Source organism: Vibrio sp. 10N.261.55.F4 (genome assembly GCF_041470465.1).
In the GTDB taxonomy this organism is placed as follows: Bacteria; Pseudomonadota; Gammaproteobacteria; order Enterobacterales; family Vibrionaceae; genus Vibrio; species Vibrio crassostreae_C.
Window position 1 is genome coordinate 184,999 of the sequence record NZ_JBFRMM010000024.1, and the last position, 25,368, is coordinate 210,366.

At 40.2% G+C, this 25,368-nt stretch carries 25 protein-coding genes and 1 pseudogene; 17 read left to right on the forward strand and 9 right to left on the reverse strand.

Annotated elements, in window-relative coordinates; all coding sequences use genetic code 11:
- Positions 1–187: 187 nt before the first annotated feature.
- Entirely contained in the window at positions 188–2,275 is a 2,088-nt protein-coding gene (gene fusA / locus AB4249_RS13660; protein WP_017058825.1) for an elongation factor G, read from the forward strand.
- Between the two features lie 250 nt (positions 2,276–2,525).
- Here fusA and AB4249_RS13665 read toward each other — a convergent pair whose 3' ends face one another.
- Entirely contained in the window at positions 2,526–2,738 is a 213-nt protein-coding gene (locus AB4249_RS13665; RefSeq protein ID WP_012604684.1) for a VF530 family DNA-binding protein, read from the reverse strand.
- Positions 2,739–2,783: 45 nt separating this feature from the next.
- Positions 2,784–3,734 carry a LysR substrate-binding domain-containing protein gene (locus AB4249_RS13670; protein WP_372102527.1) on the reverse strand — a complete coding sequence of 317 codons (951 nt, stop codon included), beginning with the start codon at positions 3,732–3,734 and terminating at the stop codon, positions 2,784–2,786.
- Positions 3,735–3,837: 103 nt separating this feature from the next.
- On the opposite strand from AB4249_RS13670, the gene AB4249_RS13675 reads away from it, so the two are divergent.
- On the forward strand, positions 3,838–4,044 hold the full coding sequence (locus AB4249_RS13675; protein WP_372103585.1) for a DUF1127 domain-containing protein: 207 nt from the start codon (positions 3,838–3,840) through the stop codon (positions 4,042–4,044).
- Between the two features lie 130 nt (positions 4,045–4,174).
- On the opposite strand, the gene AB4249_RS13680 is transcribed toward AB4249_RS13675, so the two are convergent.
- The 5 genes and pseudogenes from AB4249_RS13680 to AB4249_RS13700 all read right to left on the reverse strand — a co-directional run bounded on the left by AB4249_RS13680 (position 4,175) and on the right by AB4249_RS13700 (position 9,135).
- Positions 4,175–5,080: a LysR substrate-binding domain-containing protein gene (locus AB4249_RS13680; RefSeq protein ID WP_017060828.1), complete on the reverse strand. Its 906-nt coding sequence runs from the start codon at positions 5,078–5,080 to the stop codon at positions 4,175–4,177.
- Between the two features lie 338 nt (positions 5,081–5,418).
- Positions 5,419–7,107, reverse strand: coding sequence for an AMP-binding protein (locus AB4249_RS13685; RefSeq protein ID WP_372057921.1), 1,689 nt, complete (start codon positions 7,105–7,107; stop codon positions 5,419–5,421).
- 93 nt (positions 7,108–7,200) lie between these two features.
- A pseudogene (locus AB4249_RS13690) lies at positions 7,201–7,344 on the reverse strand (helix-turn-helix domain-containing protein); the annotation flags it as partial.
- Between the two features lie 136 nt (positions 7,345–7,480).
- A complete protein-coding gene (locus AB4249_RS13695; RefSeq protein WP_157939983.1) occupies positions 7,481–8,167 on the reverse strand; it encodes a transglycosylase SLT domain-containing protein in 687 nt (228 codons plus the stop codon).
- A 101-nt stretch (positions 8,168–8,268) separates the two neighbouring features.
- On the reverse strand, positions 8,269–9,135 hold the full coding sequence (locus AB4249_RS13700; RefSeq protein ID WP_372103588.1) for a LysR family transcriptional regulator: 867 nt from the start codon (positions 9,133–9,135) through the stop codon (positions 8,269–8,271).
- A gap of 321 nt (positions 9,136–9,456) precedes the next feature.
- Between AB4249_RS13700 and AB4249_RS13705 the strand changes: the two genes are divergently transcribed.
- The 14 genes from AB4249_RS13705 to AB4249_RS13770 all read left to right on the forward strand — a co-directional run bounded on the left by AB4249_RS13705 (position 9,457) and on the right by AB4249_RS13770 (position 21,168).
- On the forward strand, positions 9,457–9,666 hold the full coding sequence (locus tag AB4249_RS13705) for a Flp family type IVb pilin (protein WP_372103591.1): 210 nt from the start codon (positions 9,457–9,459) through the stop codon (positions 9,664–9,666).
- Positions 9,667–9,769: 103 nt separating this feature from the next.
- Positions 9,770–10,252, forward strand: coding sequence for a prepilin peptidase (locus AB4249_RS13710; protein ID WP_102428930.1), 483 nt, complete (start codon positions 9,770–9,772; stop codon positions 10,250–10,252).
- On the forward strand, positions 10,249–11,079 hold the full coding sequence (locus AB4249_RS13715) for a pilus assembly protein CpaB (protein ID WP_372103594.1): 831 nt from the start codon (positions 10,249–10,251) through the stop codon (positions 11,077–11,079). The genes AB4249_RS13710 and AB4249_RS13715 overlap by 4 nt, the downstream gene beginning before the upstream one ends.
- A gap of 38 nt (positions 11,080–11,117) precedes the next feature.
- Positions 11,118–12,434, forward strand: a complete 1,317-nt coding sequence (locus tag AB4249_RS13720; protein ID WP_372057959.1) for a type II and III secretion system protein family protein — start codon at positions 11,118–11,120, stop codon at positions 12,432–12,434.
- Positions 12,431–12,907 (forward strand): hypothetical protein, encoded by a 477-nt coding sequence (locus tag AB4249_RS13725; RefSeq protein WP_017060819.1) that lies wholly within the window; start codon positions 12,431–12,433, stop codon positions 12,905–12,907. Before AB4249_RS13720 ends, AB4249_RS13725 begins: the two co-directional genes overlap by 4 nt.
- Positions 12,907–14,148: a hypothetical protein gene (locus AB4249_RS13730; RefSeq protein WP_017060818.1), complete on the forward strand. Its 1,242-nt coding sequence runs from the start codon at positions 12,907–12,909 to the stop codon at positions 14,146–14,148. Before AB4249_RS13725 ends, AB4249_RS13730 begins: the two co-directional genes overlap by 1 nt.
- The gene (locus AB4249_RS13735) at positions 14,145–15,422 is read left to right on the forward strand and encodes a CpaF family protein (RefSeq protein WP_102428928.1); all 1,278 of its coding nucleotides are present in this window, start codon (positions 14,145–14,147) and stop codon (positions 15,420–15,422) included. The genes AB4249_RS13730 and AB4249_RS13735 overlap by 4 nt, the downstream gene beginning before the upstream one ends.
- Complete coding sequence (locus AB4249_RS13740; protein ID WP_198599063.1) at positions 15,422–16,330, forward strand: type II secretion system F family protein; 909 nt, start codon at positions 15,422–15,424, stop codon at positions 16,328–16,330. Before AB4249_RS13735 ends, AB4249_RS13740 begins: the two co-directional genes overlap by 1 nt.
- Positions 16,327–17,166: a type II secretion system F family protein gene (locus AB4249_RS13745; protein ID WP_017060815.1), complete on the forward strand. Its 840-nt coding sequence runs from the start codon at positions 16,327–16,329 to the stop codon at positions 17,164–17,166. Before AB4249_RS13740 ends, AB4249_RS13745 begins: the two co-directional genes overlap by 4 nt.
- 9 nt (positions 17,167–17,175) lie before the next feature.
- A complete protein-coding gene (locus AB4249_RS13750; RefSeq protein ID WP_102428926.1) occupies positions 17,176–17,901 on the forward strand; it encodes a lipopolysaccharide assembly protein LapB in 726 nt (241 codons plus the stop codon).
- Positions 17,898–18,389: a TadE/TadG family type IV pilus assembly protein gene (locus AB4249_RS13755; protein WP_017060813.1), complete on the forward strand. Its 492-nt coding sequence runs from the start codon at positions 17,898–17,900 to the stop codon at positions 18,387–18,389. The genes AB4249_RS13750 and AB4249_RS13755 overlap by 4 nt, the downstream gene beginning before the upstream one ends.
- Positions 18,386–18,955, forward strand: coding sequence for a tight adherence pilus pseudopilin TadF (gene tadF / locus AB4249_RS13760; protein ID WP_017060812.1), 570 nt, complete (start codon positions 18,386–18,388; stop codon positions 18,953–18,955). Before AB4249_RS13755 ends, tadF begins: the two co-directional genes overlap by 4 nt.
- Before the next feature lie 2 nt (positions 18,956–18,957).
- The gene (locus tag AB4249_RS13765; protein ID WP_017060811.1) at positions 18,958–20,478 is read left to right on the forward strand and encodes a pilus assembly protein TadG-related protein; all 1,521 of its coding nucleotides are present in this window, start codon (positions 18,958–18,960) and stop codon (positions 20,476–20,478) included.
- A gap of 6 nt (positions 20,479–20,484) precedes the next feature.
- On the forward strand, positions 20,485–21,168 hold the full coding sequence (locus AB4249_RS13770) for an OmpA family protein (RefSeq protein WP_372103598.1): 684 nt from the start codon (positions 20,485–20,487) through the stop codon (positions 21,166–21,168).
- Positions 21,169–21,236: 68 nt separating this feature from the next.
- On the opposite strand, the gene chrA is transcribed toward AB4249_RS13770, so the two are convergent.
- Entirely contained in the window at positions 21,237–22,382 is a 1,146-nt protein-coding gene (gene chrA / locus AB4249_RS13775; RefSeq protein ID WP_372103601.1) for a chromate efflux transporter, read from the reverse strand.
- A gap of 101 nt (positions 22,383–22,483) precedes the next feature.
- Here chrA and AB4249_RS13780 point away from each other — a divergent pair, with 101 nt between their 5' ends.
- The gene (locus AB4249_RS13780) at positions 22,484–23,410 is read left to right on the forward strand and encodes a LysR family transcriptional regulator (RefSeq protein WP_372103603.1); all 927 of its coding nucleotides are present in this window, start codon (positions 22,484–22,486) and stop codon (positions 23,408–23,410) included.
- A 268-nt stretch (positions 23,411–23,678) separates the two neighbouring features.
- Here the strand turns inward: AB4249_RS13780 and AB4249_RS13785 are convergent, their stop codons facing one another.
- Positions 23,679–25,019 (reverse strand): MATE family efflux transporter, encoded by a 1,341-nt coding sequence (locus AB4249_RS13785; RefSeq protein ID WP_372103606.1) that lies wholly within the window; start codon positions 25,017–25,019, stop codon positions 23,679–23,681.
- Positions 25,020–25,368 lie beyond the last annotated feature (349 nt).

Consider the following 25,368-nt stretch of genomic DNA (forward strand, 5'->3'; position numbering starts at 1 on the left):
TAACGCCGATTAGGCTTTAGGTTAGCACTATAATTAACAATCATTTAGATTGTTACTACTGAGTGCCTTTTTCTATATGTTAGAAAAAGGCAAAGTTTTTTAGTCCCAAATGCATGCAAAGCTATCAGTCTTCACAGATTGTGATATACTCTGCGCGCATTTTATATCCTATTAACAGAGTAAGACAATGGCAGATTTATCGAAATACAGAAACATTGGTATTTTCGCGCACGTTGATGCGGGTAAAACAACTACCACTGAGCGTATCCTTAAGCTAACTGGTCAAATCCACAAGACTGGTGAAGTACATGATGGCGAATCAACGACTGACTTCATGGAACAGGAAGCTGAGCGCGGTATTACTATCCAATCAGCAGCTGTAAGCTGTTTTTGGAACGATCACCGTCTAAACGTTATCGATACTCCTGGACACGTTGACTTCACAGTTGAAGTATACCGTTCTCTTAAAGTTCTTGATGGCGGTATCGGTGTATTCTGTGGTTCTGGTGGTGTTGAACCTCAATCAGAAACTAACTGGCGCTACGCTAACGAATCAGAAGTATCTCGTCTGATCTTCGTTAACAAACTAGACCGTATGGGTGCAGACTTCTACAACGTTGTTGACCAAGTTAAAAACGTTCTAGGTGCAACTCCTCTAGTAATGGTTCTACCAATCGGCCGTGAAGACGAGTTCGTTGGTGTTGTAGACCTACTAAGCCGTAAAGCATACGTTTGGGATGACACTGGTCTTCCTGAAAACTACGAAATCAAAGATGTTCCAGCGGACATGGTTGATGACGTTGAGCAATACCGTGAAGAGCTAATCGAAACTGCTGTAGAGCAAGACGATGACCTAATGGAAGCTTACATGGAAGGTGAAGAGCCTTCTATTGAAGACGTTAAGCGTTGTATCCGTAAAGGTACTCGTGATATCGCATTCTTCCCAACGTTCTGTGGTTCTGCGTTCAAGAACAAAGGTATGCAACTTATCCTTGATGCTGTAGTAGATTACCTACCAGCACCAACTGAAGTTGACCCTCAGCCTCTAATGGATGAGAACGGTGAAGAAACTGGCGAACACGCTATCGTTTCTACAGATGAGACTTTCAAAGCGCTTGCATTCAAAATCATGGATGACCGCTTCGGTGCTCTAACTTTCGTTCGTATTTACTCTGGTAAACTGAACAAAGGTGACACGATTCTTAACTCATTCACTGGCAAGACTGAACGTGTTGGCCGTATGGTTGAGATGCAAGCTGATGACCGTAACGAACTAACTAGCGCACAAGCTGGTGACATCATTGCGATCGTTGGTATGAAGAACGTGCAAACTGGTCACACTCTATGTGATCCTAAGCACCAAGTAACGCTTGAGCCAATGGTATTCCCAACTCCAGTAATCTCAATCGCTGTATCTCCAAAAGATAAAGGCGGTTCTGAGAAAATGGGTATCGCTATCGGTAAAATGGTTGCAGAAGATCCATCTTTCCAAGTTGAGACTGACGAAGAGACTGGCGAAACTATCCTGAAAGGTATGGGTGAACTTCACCTAGACATCAAGGTAGATATCCTTAAGCGTACATACGGCGTTGACCTAACTGTAGGTGCTCCTCAAGTTGCTTACCGTGAAACTATCACTCAAGCAATTGAAGATAGCTACACGCACAAGAAGCAATCTGGTGGTTCTGGTCAATTCGGTAAGATCGATTACCGTATCAAACCAGGCGAAGCAGGTTCTGGCTTCAAGTTCAACTCTGTAGTTGTGGGCGGTAACGTTCCTAAAGAATTCTGGCCTGCAGTTGAGAAAGGCTTCGCATCTATGATGGAAAACGGCGTACTAGCTGGCTTCCCAACTCTAGACGTTGAAGTTGAACTTTTCGATGGTGGTTTCCACGCAGTCGATTCATCTGCTATCGCATTTGAAATCGCAGCGAAAGGCGCATTCCGTCAATCTATGCCTAAAGCTGGCGCGCAACTTCTTGAGCCAATCATGAACGTTGACGTGTTCACTCCAGACGATCACGTTGGTGATGTTATCGGTGACCTTAACCGTCGTCGTGGCATGATCAAAGATCAACAAGCTGGCGTTACTGGTGTTCGTATTAAAGCTGACGTACCTCTTTCTGAGATGTTCGGCTACATCGGTCACCTACGTACTATCACTTCTGGTCGTGGCCAATTCTCTATGGAATTCGCACAATACGCACCATGTCCAACTAACGTTGCTGACGAAGTGATTGCAAAAGTTAAAGCAGAAAAAGAAGCTGGTAAGTAATTAGCCCTTTTCTCAATTAGCTAAAAAAGCCCCGCAAGTGAAAGCTTGCGGGGCTTTTTATTGCTTGTAACATACTGCGAGAGATGCGAGAGATGCGAGAGATGCGAGAGATGCGAGAGATGCGAGAGATGCGAGAGATGCGAGATGCGAGATGCGAGATGCGAGATGTGATATTGATATGGCCCCTAAAAAGTAGACACAGGGGTTGTCCCGTATTTAATCAACACGGGACAGATAAAGTAGGGAGAGATTAACGCTTTAAGTCGATGTAAATCTGCTCTACCTTGGTACGAGCCCAATCTGTTTTACGCAAAAACTTTAAGCTCGATTTAATGCTTGGGTCTTTTTTAAAGCAGTTGATGTTCACCATGTAACTCAACTCTTCCCAACCGTAATGTTCAACCAATTCAGTCAGTAGCTTCTGTAGCGTGATACCGTGAAGTGGATTATTGTCTTGTGTCATGAGATGTTCTCGCCATTTATTTGAGCTAAGTATACCAGTTTCGCCTTATGAATTATCCGACCATTTGAGTTCGTAGTCGGTGTGGATAATCGAAAGCTCTTCTCTACCTGTATTACCAAATAATTTAACCTGATTCTGCATCCATTCTTCGAAACGTTTTATCTTTTCTCGATGAAAGTAACCTGGAGGCGCACACAAAAAATAATTGTACTTAGGCTTCAGCGCGATGTTTCCGATTCGCACCAATTTCTTTTCTTGTAAATAGCGGTATACCAAGCTGTGCTTAACAAGCGCTACACCTTGAACGGATAGCGCACCTTCTAACACAAAATGAGAGCCATCAAATTGCAGTGATGTTCGGCCAGCTTTTACCCCTGCGACTTGTAACCAGAGATTCCAATCCATATCAGGCCAACGGTCTTCAATAAGTTCCGCTTTATGCAGATCGTCGATGTCATAGATACCATGTTTCTCTTGATAAATAGGGTGGCAAACCGGGTAAATGACCTCGTCCATCAACCAACGTGATTCGATGTTTGGGTAGTCTCCATGACCGTATCGAACGCAGATATCGACATTAGAATCTTCAAATGTGACTAGCTTATTGGTCGGCTCAATTAGCATGGATAGATCAGGGTGGCGATCGCGAAAGTCGCCAATTCTTGGTACGAGCCAATGCTGAGCAAAGGAAGGCACGGTAGAGATCGACAGTTGAGTGGGGTTAGGATCTTGGTTGATTCGTCTCACCCCATCTTGAATATGAGCAAAGCCTTTCTTCGCTTGCAGGTAAAGCACTTCACCTTCATGGGTTAATACTATTTTTCGGTGCTGGCGAATAAACAGATCTGCGCCTAACCACTCTTCAAGTTGGCGAATTTGTTGGCTGACTGCTGCAGCCGTGACAAATAGCTTTTGTGCGGCGAGTTTAAAACTGCCTGTTTCTGCCGCCGTGTAAAAATAGTAGATCCCTTGGAATGGTGGAGTGCGTTCTCTCACATTAGTTTTCCTTAACTGAATGCCAGTATCTATCGTTTGTCGATGTTGCTCTGTTGATTAATTATTGACCATAACAAAACAAAAGATCAACAGGAGAAAGGCTATGAATACGATCACAGCAACAGCAAACACCAACCATTCATTTTTTTCATCATTATCAATTAAGAAATTCTATTCTAAATTAGGCATGTACTTTCAAAATCGTAGAACTAGAAAGCAGCTGTCTGAGCTACCCGATTATTTACTGAGAGATGTCGGGATTACGTCGGAACAAGTCGAGAAAGAACTGAAGAAGTCATTTTGGGAGTGATTCGAGGCAACGTAGCTTTTAACTCGACGTTGCTTTAACTCAACATAGTTTTGTCGGTGTCGGGAGGTTTACGTTACCGTTCTATGTTGAGTTAGGTTTATAGTTTATATAAAGAAGTGGGAGATAAGATTTAACTCTCCAATAGCTCGTTTACTTCTTCGTGCAACCAATTGGTGAACGCGGTAATACGCTCTTCTCTCGGGGAGTTAGGATCAAAGCATAGGTTGACTTGAACCCCAGGTGTCATGCCTATATCAAAGGGCTTCACTAGCAAGCCGCGTTCGATGAAGTCACCAGCCAAGCTGTCGGTTGCCAAGCAAACCCCATGCCCTGCCATGACCGTGGTTAGCCCCATATCAAAGGTGCCTACTTCCATCCACTGAATGGTGCTGCTTTGAGTCGATATGTTTGCTTGCCTAAACCATTCCTCCCACGGGAAACAACCGCTATCAAACTGAATTAGCCAACATTTGAGGAGTTGTTCAGGTGATGTGAAGTTCAAAGAGTTTGCGAGTTCAGGAGAACAAAAAGGGTAAACCGGTTCGTTGATTAGCATCTCTAGAGTCAAGCCTTCTTCAACGCATAGATCTTCGCCCTGCAGAATAGCCACATCAATCTCGCCATGTTTTAAATTTGGGGTATCAGACCCTGTTAGCACCTTAATTGGGATTTCTGGGTGCTTTACCGAGAACTTCCACAGCCTAGGCAGTAACCAACGCGAAGCAAAAGAAGGGGGACTTCTAACAACAAGCAGCCCTTGAATAGGTTCTGATTGGATCTTGTTTAACCCCAGCAGAACCTCTTGAAATCCATCAGAGACATGTCTAAAAAGTGTGTGCCCTTCATGCGTCAAAGTCATTGCACGCCCCTTACGAATAAAAAGCTTACATCCAACCTGTTCTTCTAACTGTCGAATCTTCTGGCTGACGGCTGCTTGAGTGACGAACAGCTCTTCAGCAGCTTTGCTGTAGTTGCTCAAGCGAGCCGCAACTTCAAAGTAACGGAGACCTGAAAGGTGACGCAGTCTATTGTCCATAATCTCAGCTTATAGTTCTTGTTAATAATGGTTGTTCGATTATCGAACAGGTCGTTTTCATAATAGCGATAAATACAAAGGGAATACAAGAGAGAGAACATGAAAGCAATAACCTGTTGGGTCGGAATATTTGTTACTCAGGTACTTAAAATCAATGATAATACTAAGGTGAGGAAGGGGGCTAAATCTAGACAAGTTGTTTGCTCTAAATCGTTAAGTCATCGAATGAAAAAGGATGTCGGTTTAGATTGCGAGAGTAGTGATGCTGCGGATTATACTAAGTACTTATAATGTGAGCTTACAAAAAAGGAGCCATAATGGCTCCCTCTCGATTTTGATTATTCTTCCCAAACCACCAATTTATCTTTCGGCCAGTTATGACCAACTTCATGGTATTTCTGCTCAAGGATATGTCGCTTGATTTTGAGAGTCGGGGTCAACACACCATTCTCAATGCTCCATGGTTCCTTAATCATCAATACACCTTTGATCTTCTCATGTGAACCGAGCTGCTCGTTCATTTTCTCGATAACGCGCTTTGTCGTTTTCTCATAGCGAGCTCTATCGAAATTAGGGAAGTCATGCGGTACCACAAGTAGGATTGGTCCTGGTAGGCCTAGACCTATCAAACACATCATTTCTACGCGGCTGTACTCAAACAGTTTGTTTTCGATTGGTACAGGGGCAACAAACTTACCTTTAGCGGTTTTAAAGGTATCTTTCTTACGCCCACGAATCGTTAGGTAACCTTCACTATCGATATCACCGATATCACCGGTATGAAGCCAACCATCCGAGTTAAAAGATTCTTGGGTTGCAATATCATTCTTGTAGTAACCAGAGAATAAGCCTTTGCCTCGAACTAGAATCTCTTCATCTTCAGCTATTTTGAGTTCGATCCCTGGACCTGCATTACCAACCGTACCAATTTTATCGGCTCTGAATGGGTAATTGAGCGTGCTGTAGGCGAAAGACTCTGTCATGCCCCATGCCTCGGTAATGTGCAGGCCAACGCTCTCATACCATGCGAGTAGAGCTGGTGATACAGGGGCAGAACCACATCCAAGAACGCGAGCTTGGTCTAACCCTAAGCCATCAGCAAGTTTCTTCTTAATGATGTTGTTGATAAACGGAATCTTCAGTAAGAAGTTCAGTTTCTTCTGTGGCAATTTGTCTTGGATTCGCTGCTGGAACAGAGTCCATAAGCGAGGAACTGAAATAAACAGCGTAGGGCGATGCATTTTCACATCATCAATAAAGGTGTCTAAAGATTCAGGGAAAGCCGTAACCACGCCCCCCATTACTGAAGAACCAAAGATGTAAACGCGTTCTGTAATATGAGCAAGCGGTAGGTAAGAAAACAGGCGATCGCCAGGTTGGATCCCAATATGGTCAATCAACCTTTGAACAGACCAAGTAAACGCGCCGTAGGTGAGCATTGCGCCTTTTGGTAACCCTGATGTACCCGATGTGTAAACAAGTGACATCAGCTTATCGTCGTGATGCTGAGGACGTTTGGTTGATGGTTCATGTGTCTCAATGAGCTGCTCGAAAGTGTGTTGGCACTTCGCTGCGCTGTCGTATGGCAGTGAAATACTCACCAAGCTCGGATTGTCATCAAGTACTTTTTGAGTGGCTTTAGGATCGTCAAGCTTACCCGCAATCACAATTTTACTTTCACTATGCTCGATACAGTACTGAATGGTATCTGACCCCGCTGTTGGAAAGATTGGGACGCTGACAAAATCTCCTAACATCATGGCAAGATCGCAGATGAACCACTCTGCACAGTTTTTCGATACGAGAGCGACTCGATCGCCAGGTTGGGCTCCGAGTCCTTCTAATGCTGACGCCAGTTTCAGAGCTTTGTCGGCTACTTCTTTATAAGTAAACTCGACAAATTGGCGGTTAATAATCTGTTTCAAATAGACTTCATCTGGGCGTTCTTCTGCCCATTTTAAAATCATGTCATTGGGTGTAGGGAGAGCTGTTGCTTGTTCTTGGCTAAACTCGTTAGGCTGAATCATTGTCTAACTCCATGTTTTTCGCTAAGTTATTTTTGGTTATTTTTGTTAAAATCATGTTAAATGTACCATGATTTTTTCTTTTAGGGAGTAAAATTAGCGTTTTCTGTTATCTGTGCAGGCACGTCTGTAGCTTGCAGGGGTTACGCCCGTCCTTTTCTTAAAAATTCTTGAAAAATACGACACATCCTTGTAGCCACATTGATAAGAAATTACAGCTATTTTTGATTCGGTATCCGCTACGTGTAAGTCCACGGTTTATTATAAGATATTATCGAAACAACCCTGCCACTGTATTCAATTACCAGAGCTGTTATCAATTCAAATTTTAGGTTAGAAATTTAATGATCGCCATCGCCATATAAGAATATATGCATCAGTTGAGCAAGGCTTGGTATTGCTTGTTTAGTTTGTACACTTTTGCTACGTAAGTTCTTGTTTCTGCAATACGTAATTGTGTTGTTAGCATTGTATATAACTCATCAACTGATAACTTATTGATATTTTTGGAGAATGAACTGATGTCTTTATCACCGAAGGAGTATTTCATTAGATTAGATAAGCCACAGTTATAGGAAGCAATTGCTAGTAGTCTTCTCGCGCTAGAGGAGCGAATGTTGTTGAGATACTTCGTCTCCAAGAGATGCAAATAAGCGGTCCCTACATCAATATTGAATTCAGGGATAAAGAGATCTTGTGCTCTGATAGGTCTATTGTCATAAAGTTCGCGTGAAACTTCAGCAGCCCCACCATTAACAAGAATTTGCATTAATCCAATAGCAGAGGCGTGGGAAACAGCATTTGGGTCGAAGAAACTTTCGGCGTGTATCATAGCAACGATTAATGATGATGGAATTTCCCACTTTGTTGCAGAACGCTCAATGTGAGTTTGATATATTGTATATTTATTGCTGACGCTGTCAGTGATTTTATGGGATAGAAGTACGGGTGGATCGGTTTTGGAAGCTCGTATTTCGTGTATTCTTTTGCTTTTCGGAACCACAATTCGCTGCAATCTTTGATTTTCTTGCAGTTCTTCATAAGAGTTTATCGAGTCTCTCATATAAGTCACTTTCGCTGAGATCTCACTATTAAAACTAATTAATATCAATGAAGCTGAAAGACAGAGATACTTCATATTTTAATAGAGCTGTTGTTCATGTTTCATAGGTGATAGGTACTTCTTAGTCTGTTATGAATCCACTGATGATATTTTCCAAACTCACTGTGCAATGGCCAGATCATGGACGCATATATTTGCTTACCAAACAATTGAGTATCACTGGGTATTTTTATTAATTTGTTCATTACTGTTTTGGTTTCAATGATATGCTGTGGAAGAAGGGCTATCCCTTTCCCTGCGCTACAGAGTTCAAGGATAGTACTAATATCATCCAATACCCAAATGTTATGGCTTGAAATGATGGAATAATCAATAATATCTTTATATCCATCAAGCAATAACAATCGATTGTTTTTTGAATTGAATTTTGAGTTTTGAACGACTTCTTTACTCGCCACCCAAATGCAATTAACTAAAAATAATTCTTCTATATTAAAGTTATAGATGGTTTTGTGATAGGGGTTTCCTATCGCGATATCAATTTTCTTACGATTGATATAATCACCTAAAATATAGCTTGGTTTTGTTACAACGTTTATCTCAACTTCTGGAAACTCCTCAGAAAATTCAATAAGAGCATTTCTTACATTTGAATTTAGCATTAGTAGGTCAATACCTACTTTTATTTTTGTTAAATTTGAATTTGATAGATTTTTAGCAATGATACTTAACTCTTTGTGTTTGCTTATTATTGGTGTGGTTAGCGCATATATTTTTTTTCCTTTATCGGTTAATGATACGGTGTGACCACCTCTATCAAAAAGAAAATATCCTAAATCTTGTTCTAGATTTTTTATCGCTCCACTTATCGTTGATTGCGATTTACCTAGTTTCCTCGCAGCACAACTGAACGAACCTTCAGAGGCAACAGTATGAAATGAGATTAAATTGTCTAAAGTGAGCCTCATATCTCCCTCCTACAGGCTTTGCACCGTAAGTATTAGGCTAATACTAATAATCTGAATTGGCACTATTTGAAATTAAAGTGTGATGTAGATCACACTTTAACTTTGGGTGAAATGAACTTAATTTTCAAGAATAAATATTAATTTAGAAGCTAAATCCTTTAAAATTAATTAGATAGGTAATATGAAAAAATAACCACTTTTAAATCGCGTGTATTTTTGGTTTTGATATCGGGGAAACCGATAGTAACCGAATGTGAGAAAGTGATCTGATTACTAAGATCTAATTGCTTTGCACTAGAAGCATGAAAAAAGGATGGCATCATGATTATTAAACTTTACGTAAATATGCTCAATTATTTGAATAAACTTAAAAATGATGAAAAAGGCGTTACCGCGATTGAATATGGGTTAATCGCTGTTGCAATGGCAACCATGTTAATCGCAGTTTTTTATACAGATGCGACTAGTTTTGTAGACACTTTGGAAACGTCGTTTGCAACTATTAGAACAAATCTTAGCCTTGGCGACTAATTTTAGGTTTGATTAGCTACCTAATATTACCGAAATTTTACATTAGGTAGCTAATAACTTCATTTGATAAAGTGTTACTTGTAAATTTTTATGAGAGTAAATTATGTTATATATATCCGCATTTATTACTCTTATTTTCTTTAGTTTGATAATATGTTTTAAAGATATAACGGAGAGAGAAATACCTAATTTATATGTCGTAATTATTGCGATAGCTTCTTTTACTTTAGGGTTTACGACCTCAGATTTTAGTAAGATATTGATTGTTTTTGTTTTAGGTGTCGTTCTTATTAGTTTTTGGTTAGCAAATTTTATTGGTGGGGGCGATGTTAAGCTTATTTTGGCTTTCTCTTTAGCGATACCAGCGAACGATATGTTTGTAGCCACTATATTGGTGATTTTGATTGGTGGAGTTATTTCTGTTACTTATCTACTACTTCATTTTTGTGGGAAATATGGTTCCAATATTTGGGATGGATTAAGCACTTTAAAACCGACGAATGAAGGTATTCCATATGGCGTTGCGATCTGTAGTGGTTTTGCTCTGGTCATTTTCAAAAATGTTGTAACAGGAGGTTTTGTATGAAAAAAAGTCTCAGTCTGTTTGTTGCTGTAGCAGCTGTTGCAATCGGCGGTTATGGAATATATCAGAACCTAAATAAGACGAGTGAACCTACGGTTGAAAAAACTGAAGAATACGTTCAGGTCTGGCGAGCAAACATCCAACTCGTTAAGGGGAAACCGATCGATGCTTCTTTGGTTAAGAGAGAGCAAATTCTTAAGAGTTTGGCCATTGGGGAAGGGATTAAGGCTGATGTAAATTTAGATTTTTCTCCAGCCACATTACTTAATAGAAATTTATCCCAAGGTGATTTGGTTTTACCCGAATACCAAAATAAAAAAGGTTCTCCTGGATATATTGATTTGCTTATATCAGAAGGTAAAGAGCCTTACCCACTATTAGTCAGCAGTACTAACCTAATATTAGATTATATAAGACCTGGAATTTATGTTGATGTGTTATCAATAAGCTCGCCGGTGGAAAATCTGTCTGGTGACCTTGATAGACGTATTGGCTTTAATGGTGTTAATGCTAATTTGCTTCTTAAGCGAGCTAAGGTGCTCGGTACGTCGAGTGGCAGCAAAGGTGATGATGGTAATCTCGATTCTACGTTTCAGCCGGCGGCATCCGCTGGTGAGGAAACCGGGCAAGCTGTTGTCATTATTGAGATTGATCCGGTAGATATTGCAAGAGTGTCGCTTGCTGAAAAAACGATGCACTTGGAGGTGTATCGCAGTAATAGCTATGAAGTTCCGATTGATGCTGACGTTAGACATGTTATTGAAAATTATAGTGGAGTGTCGGAGTTAAGAGGTTCAAGACGTCAGACCGTTCAAGGGGGCGAACTGTAATGGGTATAACAGCAAAGATAACGAGATGGGTATTAGTGATGAATCTGCTGTTGATAAACTCAATGGTATTCGCTTCACAGCGATATATTACTCAATTTGAAGGACAGCATATCTCTCTCAATGAAACGATCACAACAGTGTTTATTAGCGCACCAGATATAGCCGATTATAATGTTATCGATGAAAAAACAATTGTCGTTTTTGCGAAAGAAGTGGGGCAAGCGCGACTCGAAATCTATGGCAAAAACAATAAATTACTATTGTCCGAGAAAATCATCGTCGATGTGGATCTGAGCCAAGTTCGTCGCCAGATTAAACTCCATTATCCAAAGCTAGACATTAAGCTAGAGTCCGTCGGAATGCAAGTTGCGGTAAGCGGTGTGGTTGATTCTAACCAGCAGCGTGATGATATATATCGGATGGTCGCAACCCTACTGGGGCGTGAGAAAGTCGCAAAGTATGAAGCGACTCGATTGCTTGAAATAGAAACCGATCTTATCGATATTCCAGAACCACAAGATATGGTTTTTGCTAGAAATATGACTTGGGATGGGATTTTAGAGCTACTTGAGGTCGCAACAGCGCAGCAGGTTAACGTCAAAATCTCGGTCGCTCAAGTAACTGAAAATTTTGCGCAGACAGTCGGTGTTGATTGGTCAAGCGTGGGGGCGGGTGTCGGAGAGTTTCTATTCCAACAGTTCGACGCTGCTGACCTTACAACTGTTATTACAGCATTGGGCAATGAAAATGTCGCGCAAATTTTAGCAGAACCAAATCTGACCGTTATTTCCGGTGAGTCCGCGAGCTTCTTAGTCGGTGGGGAAATTCCCGTAATCGTAACCACGAACAATAATATAAACATTACGTTTAAAGAGTTCGGTGTTCGTTTGAGTTTGACGGCCAATGTGATGAGCGAAGAGCGTATTCGTATGCAGTTGCTTCCCGAAGTGAGCGAAGTCGAGCGGTATATTCGAGCGGCAGGCATTGAGGTTCCACAATTGGCAACGCGTAGAGCCATGACGACGATCGAGTTGGGTGATGGTGACAGTTTCGTACTGGGCGGGCTAATGAGTAGCTCTGACTTGGAAGAGTTACAGAAAACCCCCCTACTAGGTGATATTCCAATTTTAGGCGCGGCATTTAGAAAATCTTCGACAGATAGAAGAAGAACCGAATTGTTAATTGTCGCGACAGTGAATTTGGTTCAACCAATAAAAAGTAAGAAGGTACAGCTGCCTCAAATGCATAAGACTTCTACATTTCATCGTTGGCTTAATATCGATTCTCCAGCTGAAGCAAACAGTGGTAGTGATCCTACAATTGAACTGTTATCTCAAGGAGGATTTATACAATGAAGAAATTAATTGTAATAGTGGTCATGATGTTTCTTATCTCGGGTTGCGCGGAGCGTTATCTTAATGGCAAAGGTAGTGAATACTTAGTCTACCCAGAGACTCATATCTATAAATTTAGTGTCAAATCTATTCCTGAAACCAAAGAGCAGTTAAGTAATCTTATCGCTAAAGTTAACGATATAGATCCCGGAGCCTCTTATAAGTTTGAGTATAGGAATAGAAATTCAAAAAATTTGATTGACAATGTTGTGAATGAATTTGAAAAGTTACCACTGTCTGCTGAGGCGTTCAGTGTGCATAAAAATATCGAATTAGACAAAGATCTTAAAATTACAGTGATCTACCACTCTCTATTACAGGAAAAATGTAAGTTTGCTTCTGTAGAAGGTGTTGATGTAAGCCAAAACTGTTTTGTGGAAGCGGCAAGAGTGGGGCAGGTTATTCACAAGGAAAGGCTCGTGGAGGGATTATAATGTTTGATTTAGTTAAAACAATGAAAGAGTCCGCAGCTTCGGAAGATTTGTCAGGCATTAATAATGGTCCATCTGATTGCGTATTAGTGTATCAATCGCAGGAGTGCGTTGATCTCGTAAAAGAAATGTTTCAATTTGAAGGTTGGGATGAACCACAATTTATTAAAAACACGGATGTAAATAAAAAGTTCTATGAAGAACAAAAATCAAACATTGTTTTACTGGAGTTATGTAACTCAGAAACAATGGCGGACGATGCTCAAAATTTCGCTAGTCATCTTCCTACCCGAAAAGGGCTGATCATTATAGGACAGCAGGACTCTATAGTTAAGCTTCGTGAATTAAAAGAAATGGGATTTTACTATCTATATTGGCCTATTAATAAGTTTGAGTTTTCTGACTTTATACTAAATGTTCAAGCAAATTTAGAATCTTTTTCTGGTGTGAGTGAAAAGCGTAAGGCAAAGCGCGTTGCTGTTGTGGGTAGTAAAGGTGGGGTAGGTACTTCTCTGATTTCCACTGAGTTGAGTTCAATGTTATCTACGCAAAGTATTGATACAATATTAGTCGATCACCAATACAGTGACTCAAATATCGATGTGTTAATTGGTTTGGAAAATTTTCAATCTAGATTGATTGATGAATATTCTGTCCCAATTCACGAATTAGATAATGATGGAGCGTTAAGTTATTTAACGCAAGTGAGGAAAAATTTTAGACTGCTGTCATTGCAAGGAGAGCAAGACCAAAAATTCATTTATGATTATAATCAAACATTATGTGAACTATTAAATAGAAGTGCTAATTTTATTATCGAGGATTTTTCTGGAAGTATCGATTTTAAAATTACCCCGCATGCATTAATAGAAATTTATGATGTAATCATCGTTGTCCTAGAACCTTCCGTTTCATCAGTAAGAAATGCACGTACATTGCTATCAGCACTCGAACAAAATCAAGTGTCACAAAGTCGTCGCACTCGAATTATAACTTTAGCCAACCATCATAGACCAGAGAGTACATTCGTTATTGGACAAGGTGATATAACAAAATACCTTGAATCAAAAGTTGATATTGATATGCCTTATTGTAAAAGGCTGTCTCATTTAATCGTAGAAGGTAAGCGAGCTCATAAACATGAGAAAAGCATTCGTAAAACAATTGAGGACCTATCAAACTTAATAAATGGTCAATCAGTGCAAAAACATCAGGGTTGGTTAAATAGACTGGTGGCACGATGAGCACAACTAAAGAGCTATATATATCTTTTCGCACTCAGATTTTTGAAGCGCTTGATGTCGAAGCGATTCAAACCATGAATCGCAATGATTTAGAGGGACAAGTTAGAAGTGCTGTTGATGTACTTTCTAGCAATAATGAGCGTCCAGTAACGGCAATGATGCGGTCAAGTATTGTTAAAAGTATGCTAGATGAGCTATTTGGATTAGGACCTATTCAACCGCTTGTTGAAGACTTTTCGATAACTGACATACTTGTTAATGGCCCAAATGAAGTATTTTATGAAAAGTACGGTAAATTGGAACGTTCAGATATTACTTTTGTCAATGAAGACCAACTTCTCAATATTGCTAAACAAATCGCTTCTCGAGTTGGTCGCCGAGTTGATGAGCTATCCCCTACAGTGGATGCCCGACTCGAAGATGGTAGCCGAGTAAATATCGTTATTCCTCCGATTGCTTTAGATGGTACGACGATTTCTATTCGTAAGTTCCGTGAGCAAAATATCACGATGGAATCTTTGGTCGAATTTAATTCTATGTCTTTAGATATGGCAAGGGCGCTATCGATTGCTTCTCGTTGTCGGTTAAATATTTTGATTTCTGGTGGTACAGGTTCAGGTAAAACAACGTTACTCAATGCTTTATCACATTATATTAGTGATGATGAGAGGGTGATAACAATAGAAGACGCTGCTGAACTTCGGCTTCAACAGCCTAATTTAGTTCGACTTGAAACGCGAACTAAGAGTATTGAAAGTACTGGCCTAGTGACACAGAGAGATTTGGTGATTAATGCGCTTCGTATGCGACCTGATCGCATTATTCTTGGTGAGTGTCGTGGTTCAGAAGCGTTTGAGATGCTGCAGGCGATGAACACCGGTCACGAAGGGTCTATGTCTACCCTACATGCTAATACACCAAGAGATGCTATCAGCCGAGTCGAATCTATGATTATGATGGCAAACTTAAACCAGCCATTGGATGCTATTCGTAAGGCTATCGTCAGCTCAATTGAACTGGTTGTGCAAGTGAACCGTTTACGAGATGGCTCTCGAAAAGTAACAAGCATCTCAGAAATTGTCGGAATTGAAGGGGATAGTGTTGTCATGGAAGAGATATTTTCCTTCCAATATGATGAAGTCAATTATGGTGAGAATGTAAAAGGCAAGTTTGTTACAGAAGGTATCATGCAGAGATCCCACTTGGTACGAAAAGCCCATTTTTTCGGTTTATATAATGAACTGATGGAATCCTTTAAAGGGGTAGGGACATGATCATTTGGATATCTTTTATTTTATTTGGGATTGCCATATTTTTACTTTTTGATGATGAAAAATCAAAAGTGGTTAATTTTTTTCCAAAATTGAAAAAGACGCAAAAAGAAGATGATATTTCGGTGATTGATATCAGTGGACTGCTGCCTAGAGCAAGTTGGAGAAGTATTAGAAGAGACCTACATCCAACTATAGGAATATTAGGTTCAAGAGCAAAACTAATTGTTTTATTTTATGTTATTTTCAGTGTTTTTATATCCTATTATTTGATTTATCATTTTTTCTATATTCGTTCAATGTTTATTATGATTGTTTCAATCTTGTGTTTATTATTCTTCGGTTACTTTAGGCTTAAAACGGTTAGAAGAAAAACATTTCAGCGGACATTTCCTGATGCTCTGAATATATTAATGAGTGCGGTGACTGCTGGTGAAAGCCTGATGCAGGCATTTATATTCGTTGGGGGGAATATGGATGGTGAAGTTGGGCGAGAATTTAAGTTAATGGGTGACCGACTTCGTCTAGGTGAAAATTCTGAGGATGTTTTAAAGCGATCTTGTGAGGTCTTTCCCTACCCTGAATACATTTTTTTTACGATTGCAATAAGAGCCAATCTGAATCGTGGAGGCCAACTTAAGGGAGTATTAGCTAGGTTGATTAGAGTGTTAGTCGATGCTCGTGCAATGGAAAGAAAAAAAATGGCGATGACATCTGAAGCGAGGATATCAGCAAAAATAGTGGCAGCCATACCATTGTGTTTTGCAATAATGCTAAATTTTTTGAACCCAGACAATATTAAATTTATTCTCCATGATCCAGAAGGTCAATGGATACTTTATTATGTGTTAGGTAGTGAATTGTTAGGTTTATTTATAGTGTGGCTTCTTGTTAAAAGGGTGAAATTATGAATACTATTATTATACTATTTGTTTTTGCTTTTGGTTTGTATATGGCAATTAATATGTTAGTTGATTTGAAGAGAGAAAAAAGAATAGAATTTCTGCTAAGCGCAACACAAAAAAAGCATAGATCATCTAGAATTAACTCATTTATTGTCAAGTTTGGTAAAGAATACCGAGGGGAGTTAGAGCAGAAAGTTAGGGATGCTGGTATTCACAGCCCTCAACTGGCTATTTATTATTTTCCAATTAAAGTTTTATTTTTCGCGGTTCTCTTATTCTTTGTTTGGATAGCGGACATTGCTATAGAAACTAAGTTTATATTAGTGGTTGTTAGTGTGATCACAGCTGTACTCCTCCCTGACCTTATCTTAAGTTTAAAGCAAAAGGCGGTTGTCAGAAAGATTTCGATAAATCTTCCCTATTTACTAGATATGATGTCTGTTTGTGTGCAGACCGGTATGACAATAGAGGCATCTTTTGCCTATTTGTCAAAGGAACTAGAAACCTTTGATCGTGATTTATGCTATCAGATAAAAAAAACGTCAGACTTTGGCAAGATTCAGGGTATCGATAAAGCTTTATACAACTTGTCTGAACGCGTTCCTTCCCCTGAAATGTCGAGCTTTGTTTTGACTATTATTCAAAATATTCAATACGGATCTTCTATTTCCATGATCTTATCTGATTTGGCTGAGGATATGCGTAAAATGCAGTTACTTACCGTTGAGGAAAAGATGGGGAAACTCTCCGCTAAAATGAGTATACCTTTGATTTTACTTATTATGATGCCTATTGTCATCTTAATTTTAGCACCTGGAGTCGTCCAGATGGGACTTGTTTAGGAGTGAATTATGAGAGCTAGATATTTTATTTTCACTCTTTTATTGGTGTCGTTAATTGGCTGCTCTTCAAGTCAATCTGAACTAAGTCTAGACAATGAAGTCGATAGCATGGAGCGAGTGGGTAATTATGATGGTTTAGTTAACTATTATAAAGGTAAGCTTGAAGAATCACCCAACGATACAGTTTCTATGCAGGAGCTAGCTAAAGTTTATTTTGATAAGGGTGATATCGAATCAGCAAGGTTTTATAGTGATTATCTTTTAGGCTTGAAAGTGGTTAATTGGGAGTTATCTCAATTACGAGGTCAAGTTTATAATGCAGATCATAACGATGCTTTGGCGGTAGAGTCTTATCTACGTTCTATTGAGTTGGGAAATAATACGGCAGAAGTAGATGTTCTATTGGGGATATCTCACTGCATGAATGGAGATTATGAGTTAGCCGAGAAATATTTTAATAATGCCAGAATCAAAGGTTACAATGATACTGCGATAAAGAATAATTTGGCATTGATTAAGTTTGCTGATGGAAGATATCAAGAAGTGATTGATTTATTACTTCCATTGTACTTGTCTGATCCTAAAAATAAAAAAGTTCAGGCAAATTTAGCTATTGCTTTGATTAAGTTAGGTCACGTTAAACAAGCCAGTGATGTTTTAGGTAGTAGTTATTCAATCAATGAAGTTACAACCATGTCTAGACGCCTATCTTCAGGCGCTGGGAGTTCAATATGAGAAGAATAGTCAAGTATGCTAAGGGGTCTCTAACCGTCGAGGTGGCTTTAGGCATCATCATTCTCATCACGGCGACGGTAATGATATTCGAAATGGCGTATCGGATTTACGTCTCAAATTTGGTTGAGTTTGCGCTCAGAGAATCGGTTAGGTCAACGACTGTTTTTCAGGGAGATAATTCATACACCAGTTATAATACCAGCTTTTTCAACGTGATGAATGATGAAAGTAAATTATGGTCTTCACTGACGCCTGTTGATAACTTTTCAATGGCAGGCAAATATTATGTGAGTTATGAGGATCTTTTATCTGATAATTATCTTAATGATGGCGATATGCTGATTGATGATTCGGGATATTCCTTCGCCGAAATATCATTGAGTTATCAATATGAACCTATTTTACCTTTGCTTGGTGGAAATTCTGAAATAATTTCATCTTCAGTGTTACTTACTCTCGAGCACGAGGGTTGGGAGAGTGTTAGATGAACATATCGGAATTAACAAATAATGGAGGCTTTCGAAAAAAACGCAACTCAACACTGCAGCGTGGCGCCTTTACCATTGAGTTAGCACTCATTTTATTTGTCGTTATAGCCATATTTTATTTTATGAGTGACGTGAGTCATAAGTTATTGGTTAGAGCAAAACTCGACCGAGTGAGTTTTGCTCTGGTTAACGTAATGAAAGAGCGCACTCGATATTATGATGAAAATGTCATCTTAACTGGTGATGATAGAGACGAAATGGTCATTATTGCCGCTCGTCTGCTAAACACAGCTCCAGAAAGCGTAGCGCTGAGAGTTGAAGCTATGCACGATGGCTCTGCTGCAAATATTGATTCATTCGAAAGTGACCAGTTCAACAACTTAGGTTGTAATGTACCATTAATTTCATCGAAAGAGGCTTTGGTTCCTGTAGAGAACGGAGTCTCTTTCCCTCTTTACCAAGTGTCATTATGTGAAAGTAATTCATCTTGGTTTGCACGTTTGTTGGGGATTGCTAATTTATCAGAAATAACCATTTCATCGAGTTCGGTGATGGTTGGGAGGTAGATATGATAAACCCAAATACATTTAATCGCGGTCCTCATCGTCAGAGAGGTATTGCCGCAATTTGGCTTGGACTGACGTTAATACCTTTGTTAGGCGTGTCAGTTTTTGCACTCGAGGGAACTCGATATATTCAAGAAACAAGTCGTTTGAGAGATGCTGCACAAGCTGCTGCCCTTGCAATAACAATTGATGATAAATCGAATGAAGCAGACGCTTTAGCGACTCGATATGTTGATGATTATGTGCGTAGTATCGAGCATATAGATATCACGACAGTAAGGACTTATGAGGAGCCAACTGCGGCGAATGATGATACCGAGAAAATTCAATATGAAGTTGCAGCAGTGACTACCCATAATTCGTGGTTTGCGAGTAATTTAATTCCCTCATTCGATAAAAATCAAAAGCTTGCAGGCTCAGCGCTCGCCGCGAAATATCCTTACTATCTAGGTGATAAATTAGTAGACATTGTGCTAGTCACTGACTTTTCAGGATCAATGAATCGGGATTGGAGTGGGGCAAGTGGTGATGTAAATACAAAGATTCAAACTCTCAAACTAGCTGTTTCAGATCTTGCTGATAATATTTTGGTTGTGCGTGAAGGTGATTCTACAGTGCTTAACCGTCTAGCGATTGTTCCTTTTAACCTCAGAGTTCAGGATAAAATTAATAACAATTTATTCTCAGGAAGTCAGTTGAGGTATAGAAGTGATTACCATTCTTCTGTTTCCTCTAAAACGTATGAAAAAGTCAATTGGCGTTTTTGGTCAAAAAGAACATTAAGTGAAGTCGAAGATTGTGCCGATGATATATTTGATTGCCCTAATATTGGGAGTAATAATCAACACAAACAAGCTAAGAGAGTGTTGGATGTTTTAAATATTAAATCTAGACGTCTTGAAATACCAGAGTATATAGATTATCAGAAATCTGTTGATGATATGTTTAACTATAAAAGAGATAATACAGATTTAAAATTTGACTTTAGAGCGGATACTAATGTTATTTACAATAGCTCAATGACGATGACTAATGGCATAGGTCACTATGTGATTCCTCTTACCAGTGATTCTGATTTGATTGAAGAAATGCAGGATATGAATTCAGGAGGCAATACGGCTTCATATCAAGGTATTTTAAGAGGGCTTCAAGTACTTAATGATGGTATGCCAAGTAATTCGGCTAGTCAGCAGGAGATTGATGAATACAGTCAAAGAGTCAAAATTATGATTATTTTGAGTGATGGTCAAGAATATCCATATACGAGTATTTTACCCGACTTAGTTGATGCCAATATGTGCAATGCTGCAAGAGAGCACTTTCAATCTGAGGATGGCAGCCTGTATATAGGTGTTATAGGTGTTGATTTTGATGCGACTAAACAAAATGGATTTCAGAAGTGTGTCTTAAATCCTGATGAAGATATTATCGATGTACGTAGTCGCGAAGAATTGATTGAACGTATTCAAAATTTAATTGAGAAAGGATCTCGAGGTACTGGTGTATCGAGACTATATGGGTGAGTAAAGATGAAAAATACAATGCTAGCAATAGGTATGCTTGTTTCTTTCTCTAGTTATGGGCAGGAGATTAGTGATCAGGTAGTAGAATATTGTGGGAATACTTTTTCAGAGTATTCTCACACCATCGAAATTGGTGAAGTTCAAGGGGTGGCTAGTCATCGTGATGGCTATTGGCAAATTCATGAGGGAAGTCATGATCCAGCTCTCAAGTGGGAGCTTCTTAAGCGCTCACAGTTGATCACTGATCCAAGTGATTGTCTCACTTATATATCAAACCTTGGTATTGCTAGCTTCGATAGTGACAAAGGGCAGCTCGTTGCTCGTGTTAACTTCGCCTTTGATCGTTATTATCTGACCCCTCTTGCTCGTGAAGTGCTTGCTGATGTGGCAAAACATCTCGCAGACAATGACTACCTAGTGACCATTGAAGGCCATACCGATTGGGTGGGCAGTGAAGCTTACAACCAAGGGTTGGGGCTAGAGAGAGCTCAAAGTACGTCTAAACAGCTTTTTACTTATGGGGTTTCAAAAGAGAAAATGACCCTGAAATCATTGGGTGAGTCTGAGCCAATCGCAAGTAACAAAACCTCTCAAGGTAGAGCTCAAAACAGACGTGCTGATGTGTATATTCCCCCAGAGTCTTTTAACCAAGACGATGCCAGTCCAGCCTCTACACAGATAGAAGAATAACCACTATCTCAACGGTCGCATAATCCGAAAATTATAATGCCCACTAATTAGAATTAGTGGGCATTATATTAAATGACTCCGAGTCCAAACCCTATTGCAATAAATAGAGCTACCATCCATACAATCGGCATCTTCATCGTTTTCAATAACCACACACCAACAATGATCAAAGCGAAGTCTAAACCACTACTCACTGCGCTTGTGAAAATCGGTTGATATAGCGCTGCCAATAACAAACCGACAACCGCCGCATTCACACCTGTAAGTGCACCAGCCACTAAAGGTTTGCTTGCAATCGCTTGCCAGTTCTTCAACACACCTAATAGTAATAAGAAGCCCGGTAAGAACACAGCAATCGTTGCGAGTAGTGCGCCTGTGATCGGTGCCGATGGCATCAATACATAACCTAAGTAAGTCGCAAGTGTAAACATAGGCCCTGGTACTGCCTGTGCGGCTGCATAACCTGTTAGAAAGGCATCTTGAGACAGTTGGTCACCAATACCATTTTGCAGCAAAGGAAGTACCACGTGGCCGCCACCGAATACTAAGCTACCTGCTTGGTAGAATAGGCCAAATACTTCAATACCTTGAGAGTAAGCACTGAATAGAGGCAAACCAACCAGCAAAGCAACAAAAATCACGAGAGGTGTTACCGATATTTTTTGCGTTGAAGGTATCGTTTTGAGCTCTTGAGACGTCAAGAACTTACTGCCAACCATCGCTGCAAATAGAAGCACTAAAACTTGAGGCCAGATGCCTGGAATCAGTAGTAGAACAATCGCGGTAATCACACATAAGGCGGTCGCTATCTTCGATTGGCAAAAGTTCTTGTACATACCAAAGGTTGCATCAGCGACAACCACTACTGCTAATAACTTAAGCCCGTGAATGATTGAATTGAAAAGTGGTGCTTCCAATAGCTGGTTGCTGACTAACGCTAATATCAGCATCAGAATCACAGATGGGGAAGTGAAGCCGACAAATGCAGCAATAGCACCTGTTAATCCACCTTTCTTGTAGCCAACCGCAAAGCCAACCTGACTTGAACCTGGGCCCGGTAGAAATTGACTAAGAGCGACAATCTGCCCGTACTCTTCGTCGGACAACCAATTCAGTTTCTCAACAAAGGTTTTGCGGAAGTAGCCAATGTGTGCTGCTGGTCCACCAAAGCTAATCCAGCCAAGCCAGAAAAAGGTTTTAAAAATTGAAAGCATGATCGATTCCAGATAAATGTTTAGCGTAATTTAGGTGGAGTTGAACTATGATTCAAATTAATTGTTTTAATTATAACTATGAATGAAACGGGTTAACTGGCATGGCTGATTTTAATTGGAAAGGGATCGACCTTAACTTGTTGATTGCACTGCAGGCTTTGTATAAAACGAATAGCGTGAGTAAGGCTGCTGAGCGTTGTTATGTCAGCCAATCTGCGATGAGCCATAGCTTACAAAGGCTACGAAAGTTGTTTGATGACCCTTTGTTTGAGCGGGTGGGTAGCAAGATGGAGGCAACCGACCGAGCCATTGAACTATCAAGTACCGTGGACGCGCTACTGAATACCATCCAGTCTGAAGTTCTGTTATCTAAATCGTTTGATGCAGAGACTTATAAAGGGACTTGGAAGATTGGTCTCACTGATTATGCCGAGCAGATGTTCGCTCCAATATTGTTTGACCTGATTAAGCAATCCTCTCCTTATTCCCAAGTAGCGTTGTTCAATGTAAACCGGAGTAACTACCAGCAAGTCTTTGACTATGCCAAGCTTGATATGACGATAGGCAGCTTTGGTGAGGTACCAAAGCAATATCGAACAAAGCATTTGTATACGGAGCGACATGTTTGTTTACTTGATCAATCGGTTCTATCCATTGAGGAGCCGATGTCGCTAGAACAATTTGTTGCTGTCGAGCATGCGCTTGTTTCCCCTGCAGGGGCTTTAAAGACGGGAGTGGACACTCGTTTAGGTGAACTCGGTTTAAGCCGGAAAGTCGCGATATCTTCCAGTAACTTTTTAACTGTTAAACGACTCATTCGTGGCAGAGAACTATTGTGTATTGTCCCCAAGCTAGTCGCGCGCAAGGATATGGATAGTGAAGAAACCTTACTAGCTGTGAAGCCACCAATTGATGTTCCAGATTTTGATATCCAGCTTGTTTATAGAAAGGCAAAGCATTTAGATGATAAAAATAAACTACTTAGAAAGCTGATTACTAATGCGATCTCATCTGTGATTTCCGAATAGTTTATTGTGTCGGTTAATCGTCAAATTCATATGAATTAATTTTAGAAAAATCCGGTTTATTATAAGAACCCGACTATACTTAATTTACGACTCAAGGCAGTCGTAAAGAATAGGCTTTTTGATTTACCTAAGTAAAAAATTGGTTATATCCTCATGATATAGCTTAAAAATCTACCAGGCTAAACGGACTTAGTTGGTCTTAAAAGCGCTAGCTCCCCCTAGCGCTTTTTCTTTTGGTCGAGATAAATTTCGACGTATCAACAACAACCTAAAAAGAGAATCGAGTCCATTTCTTAGCTCGCCAGCGATAGGCCATGATGATTCCACGGAACCACTCGTCCATCGCGATTGCCATCCAAGCACCCAATACGCCATAACCCCAATGCACGCCAAGCAAATAGCTCATGGCAACCCCAATGCCCCACATGCTGAGAATGCCCATTTTGATCGGGAATTTAATGTCACCAGCAGCCTTTAGACAAGAGATAAAGATAAGGTTAAATACTCGTCCAGCTTCAAGAATGATGGAACCTGCAATCAGTGCCGTCGTTAGCGCAATGATCTCTGGATCTTGCGTGAACAGATCGAGAATTTCGAAACGGAACACATACACCATGCAGGTGATCGCGGTTGACGCGATAAAGCCAACCACAAAGTAACGTTGCACGCGCTTGGTAATCTCGTCGATCCAACCCTTACCAATGTAATAGCCTGTTTGGATTTGGCTGCCTTGACCAATTGCCAGTGCAAACGCAAAAGAGAGGCGAGCGATGTTTTGTGCGTAAGTAAACGCAGCCAGTGAAGACGTACCCATCTGCACTACAAAGAAGGTAATGCTGATCTGAGCCATGTTATAAGAGAGCACTTCTCCAGCGTTCATCGAGCCGATCTTCATGATTTTTTGATAGATGGCTTTCGGCACAGATTTAAACTGCTTCACTGGTAGATAAATCCCTTTGCTTCTGACCACACCAATCAAGATCAACATTCCGATTACTTGGCTAATGACGGTCGCGGTCGCAACCCCTTGCACGCCGTATACAGGCAAACCAAAAGGTTGATATAAGGCACAGTAGTTACCGAATACGTTGATGACACCTGCAATCATATTGATCACCATCGGTGACTTTGAATAGCCATGACTGCGCAAAATAGTGGTGAGAACCACACCTATGGTTACATTGAAGGTGAGAGCACCACTGATGAACAGGTATTCTTGCGCGTACTGTTCGACTTGAGGTTCGAGTTGATAAAGCGGGATAAAATATTCAGCAACAAGAACGGCAATCACACTCAGTAGCACACCGGCAATAATGGCCAGAATGATACTTGCTACACCCACGTGAGCGCTCTCTTGAGTGCGGGAAGCACCATTGTATTGCGCGATTAGAATACCCGTACCACTGCTGACCATGGTCGAGACAATGATCAGGAAAAAGGATATCTGAGAAATAACACCAACGGCAGACACGGCTTTGTCCGAGTATCCCGATAACATGAATACATCACTGGTGTTGAGTGCGGTTCTTAAAAGAACTTCGATAAAAATTGGCCAGGTGAGCGCAACGATTCCCATACGTTTGTTTAGGGTGGAATCAGCATTAGGCATTTAGGTTTTCTCAAAAAAGGGGTAGGCGACACTATAGTTTAGCTATTATTTAGTAAACGACTATCAAATTAATGTCCGGAAGGCTAATAAGGATAAATAAAATTCGAATAAGTCTTCAGAATTCAATATTTCAGTGAGGGTGATGAAATTTTTGAATGGGATTTCATAGCAAGAGCACTCTTTGCTTTTTGTGAGTAAAAGCTTGCCTGTGTTAGCTGAGTACAACGAACAGAGTAAAAGGATCATGGTAGGCCAAATGGTCTAAGTGCTTGTTTTTCGCTTACGTTACTTCAGATATAAAAAAGGCACTCAGCGAGAAACTGAGTGCCAAAGTCTGAAATTTATGAGG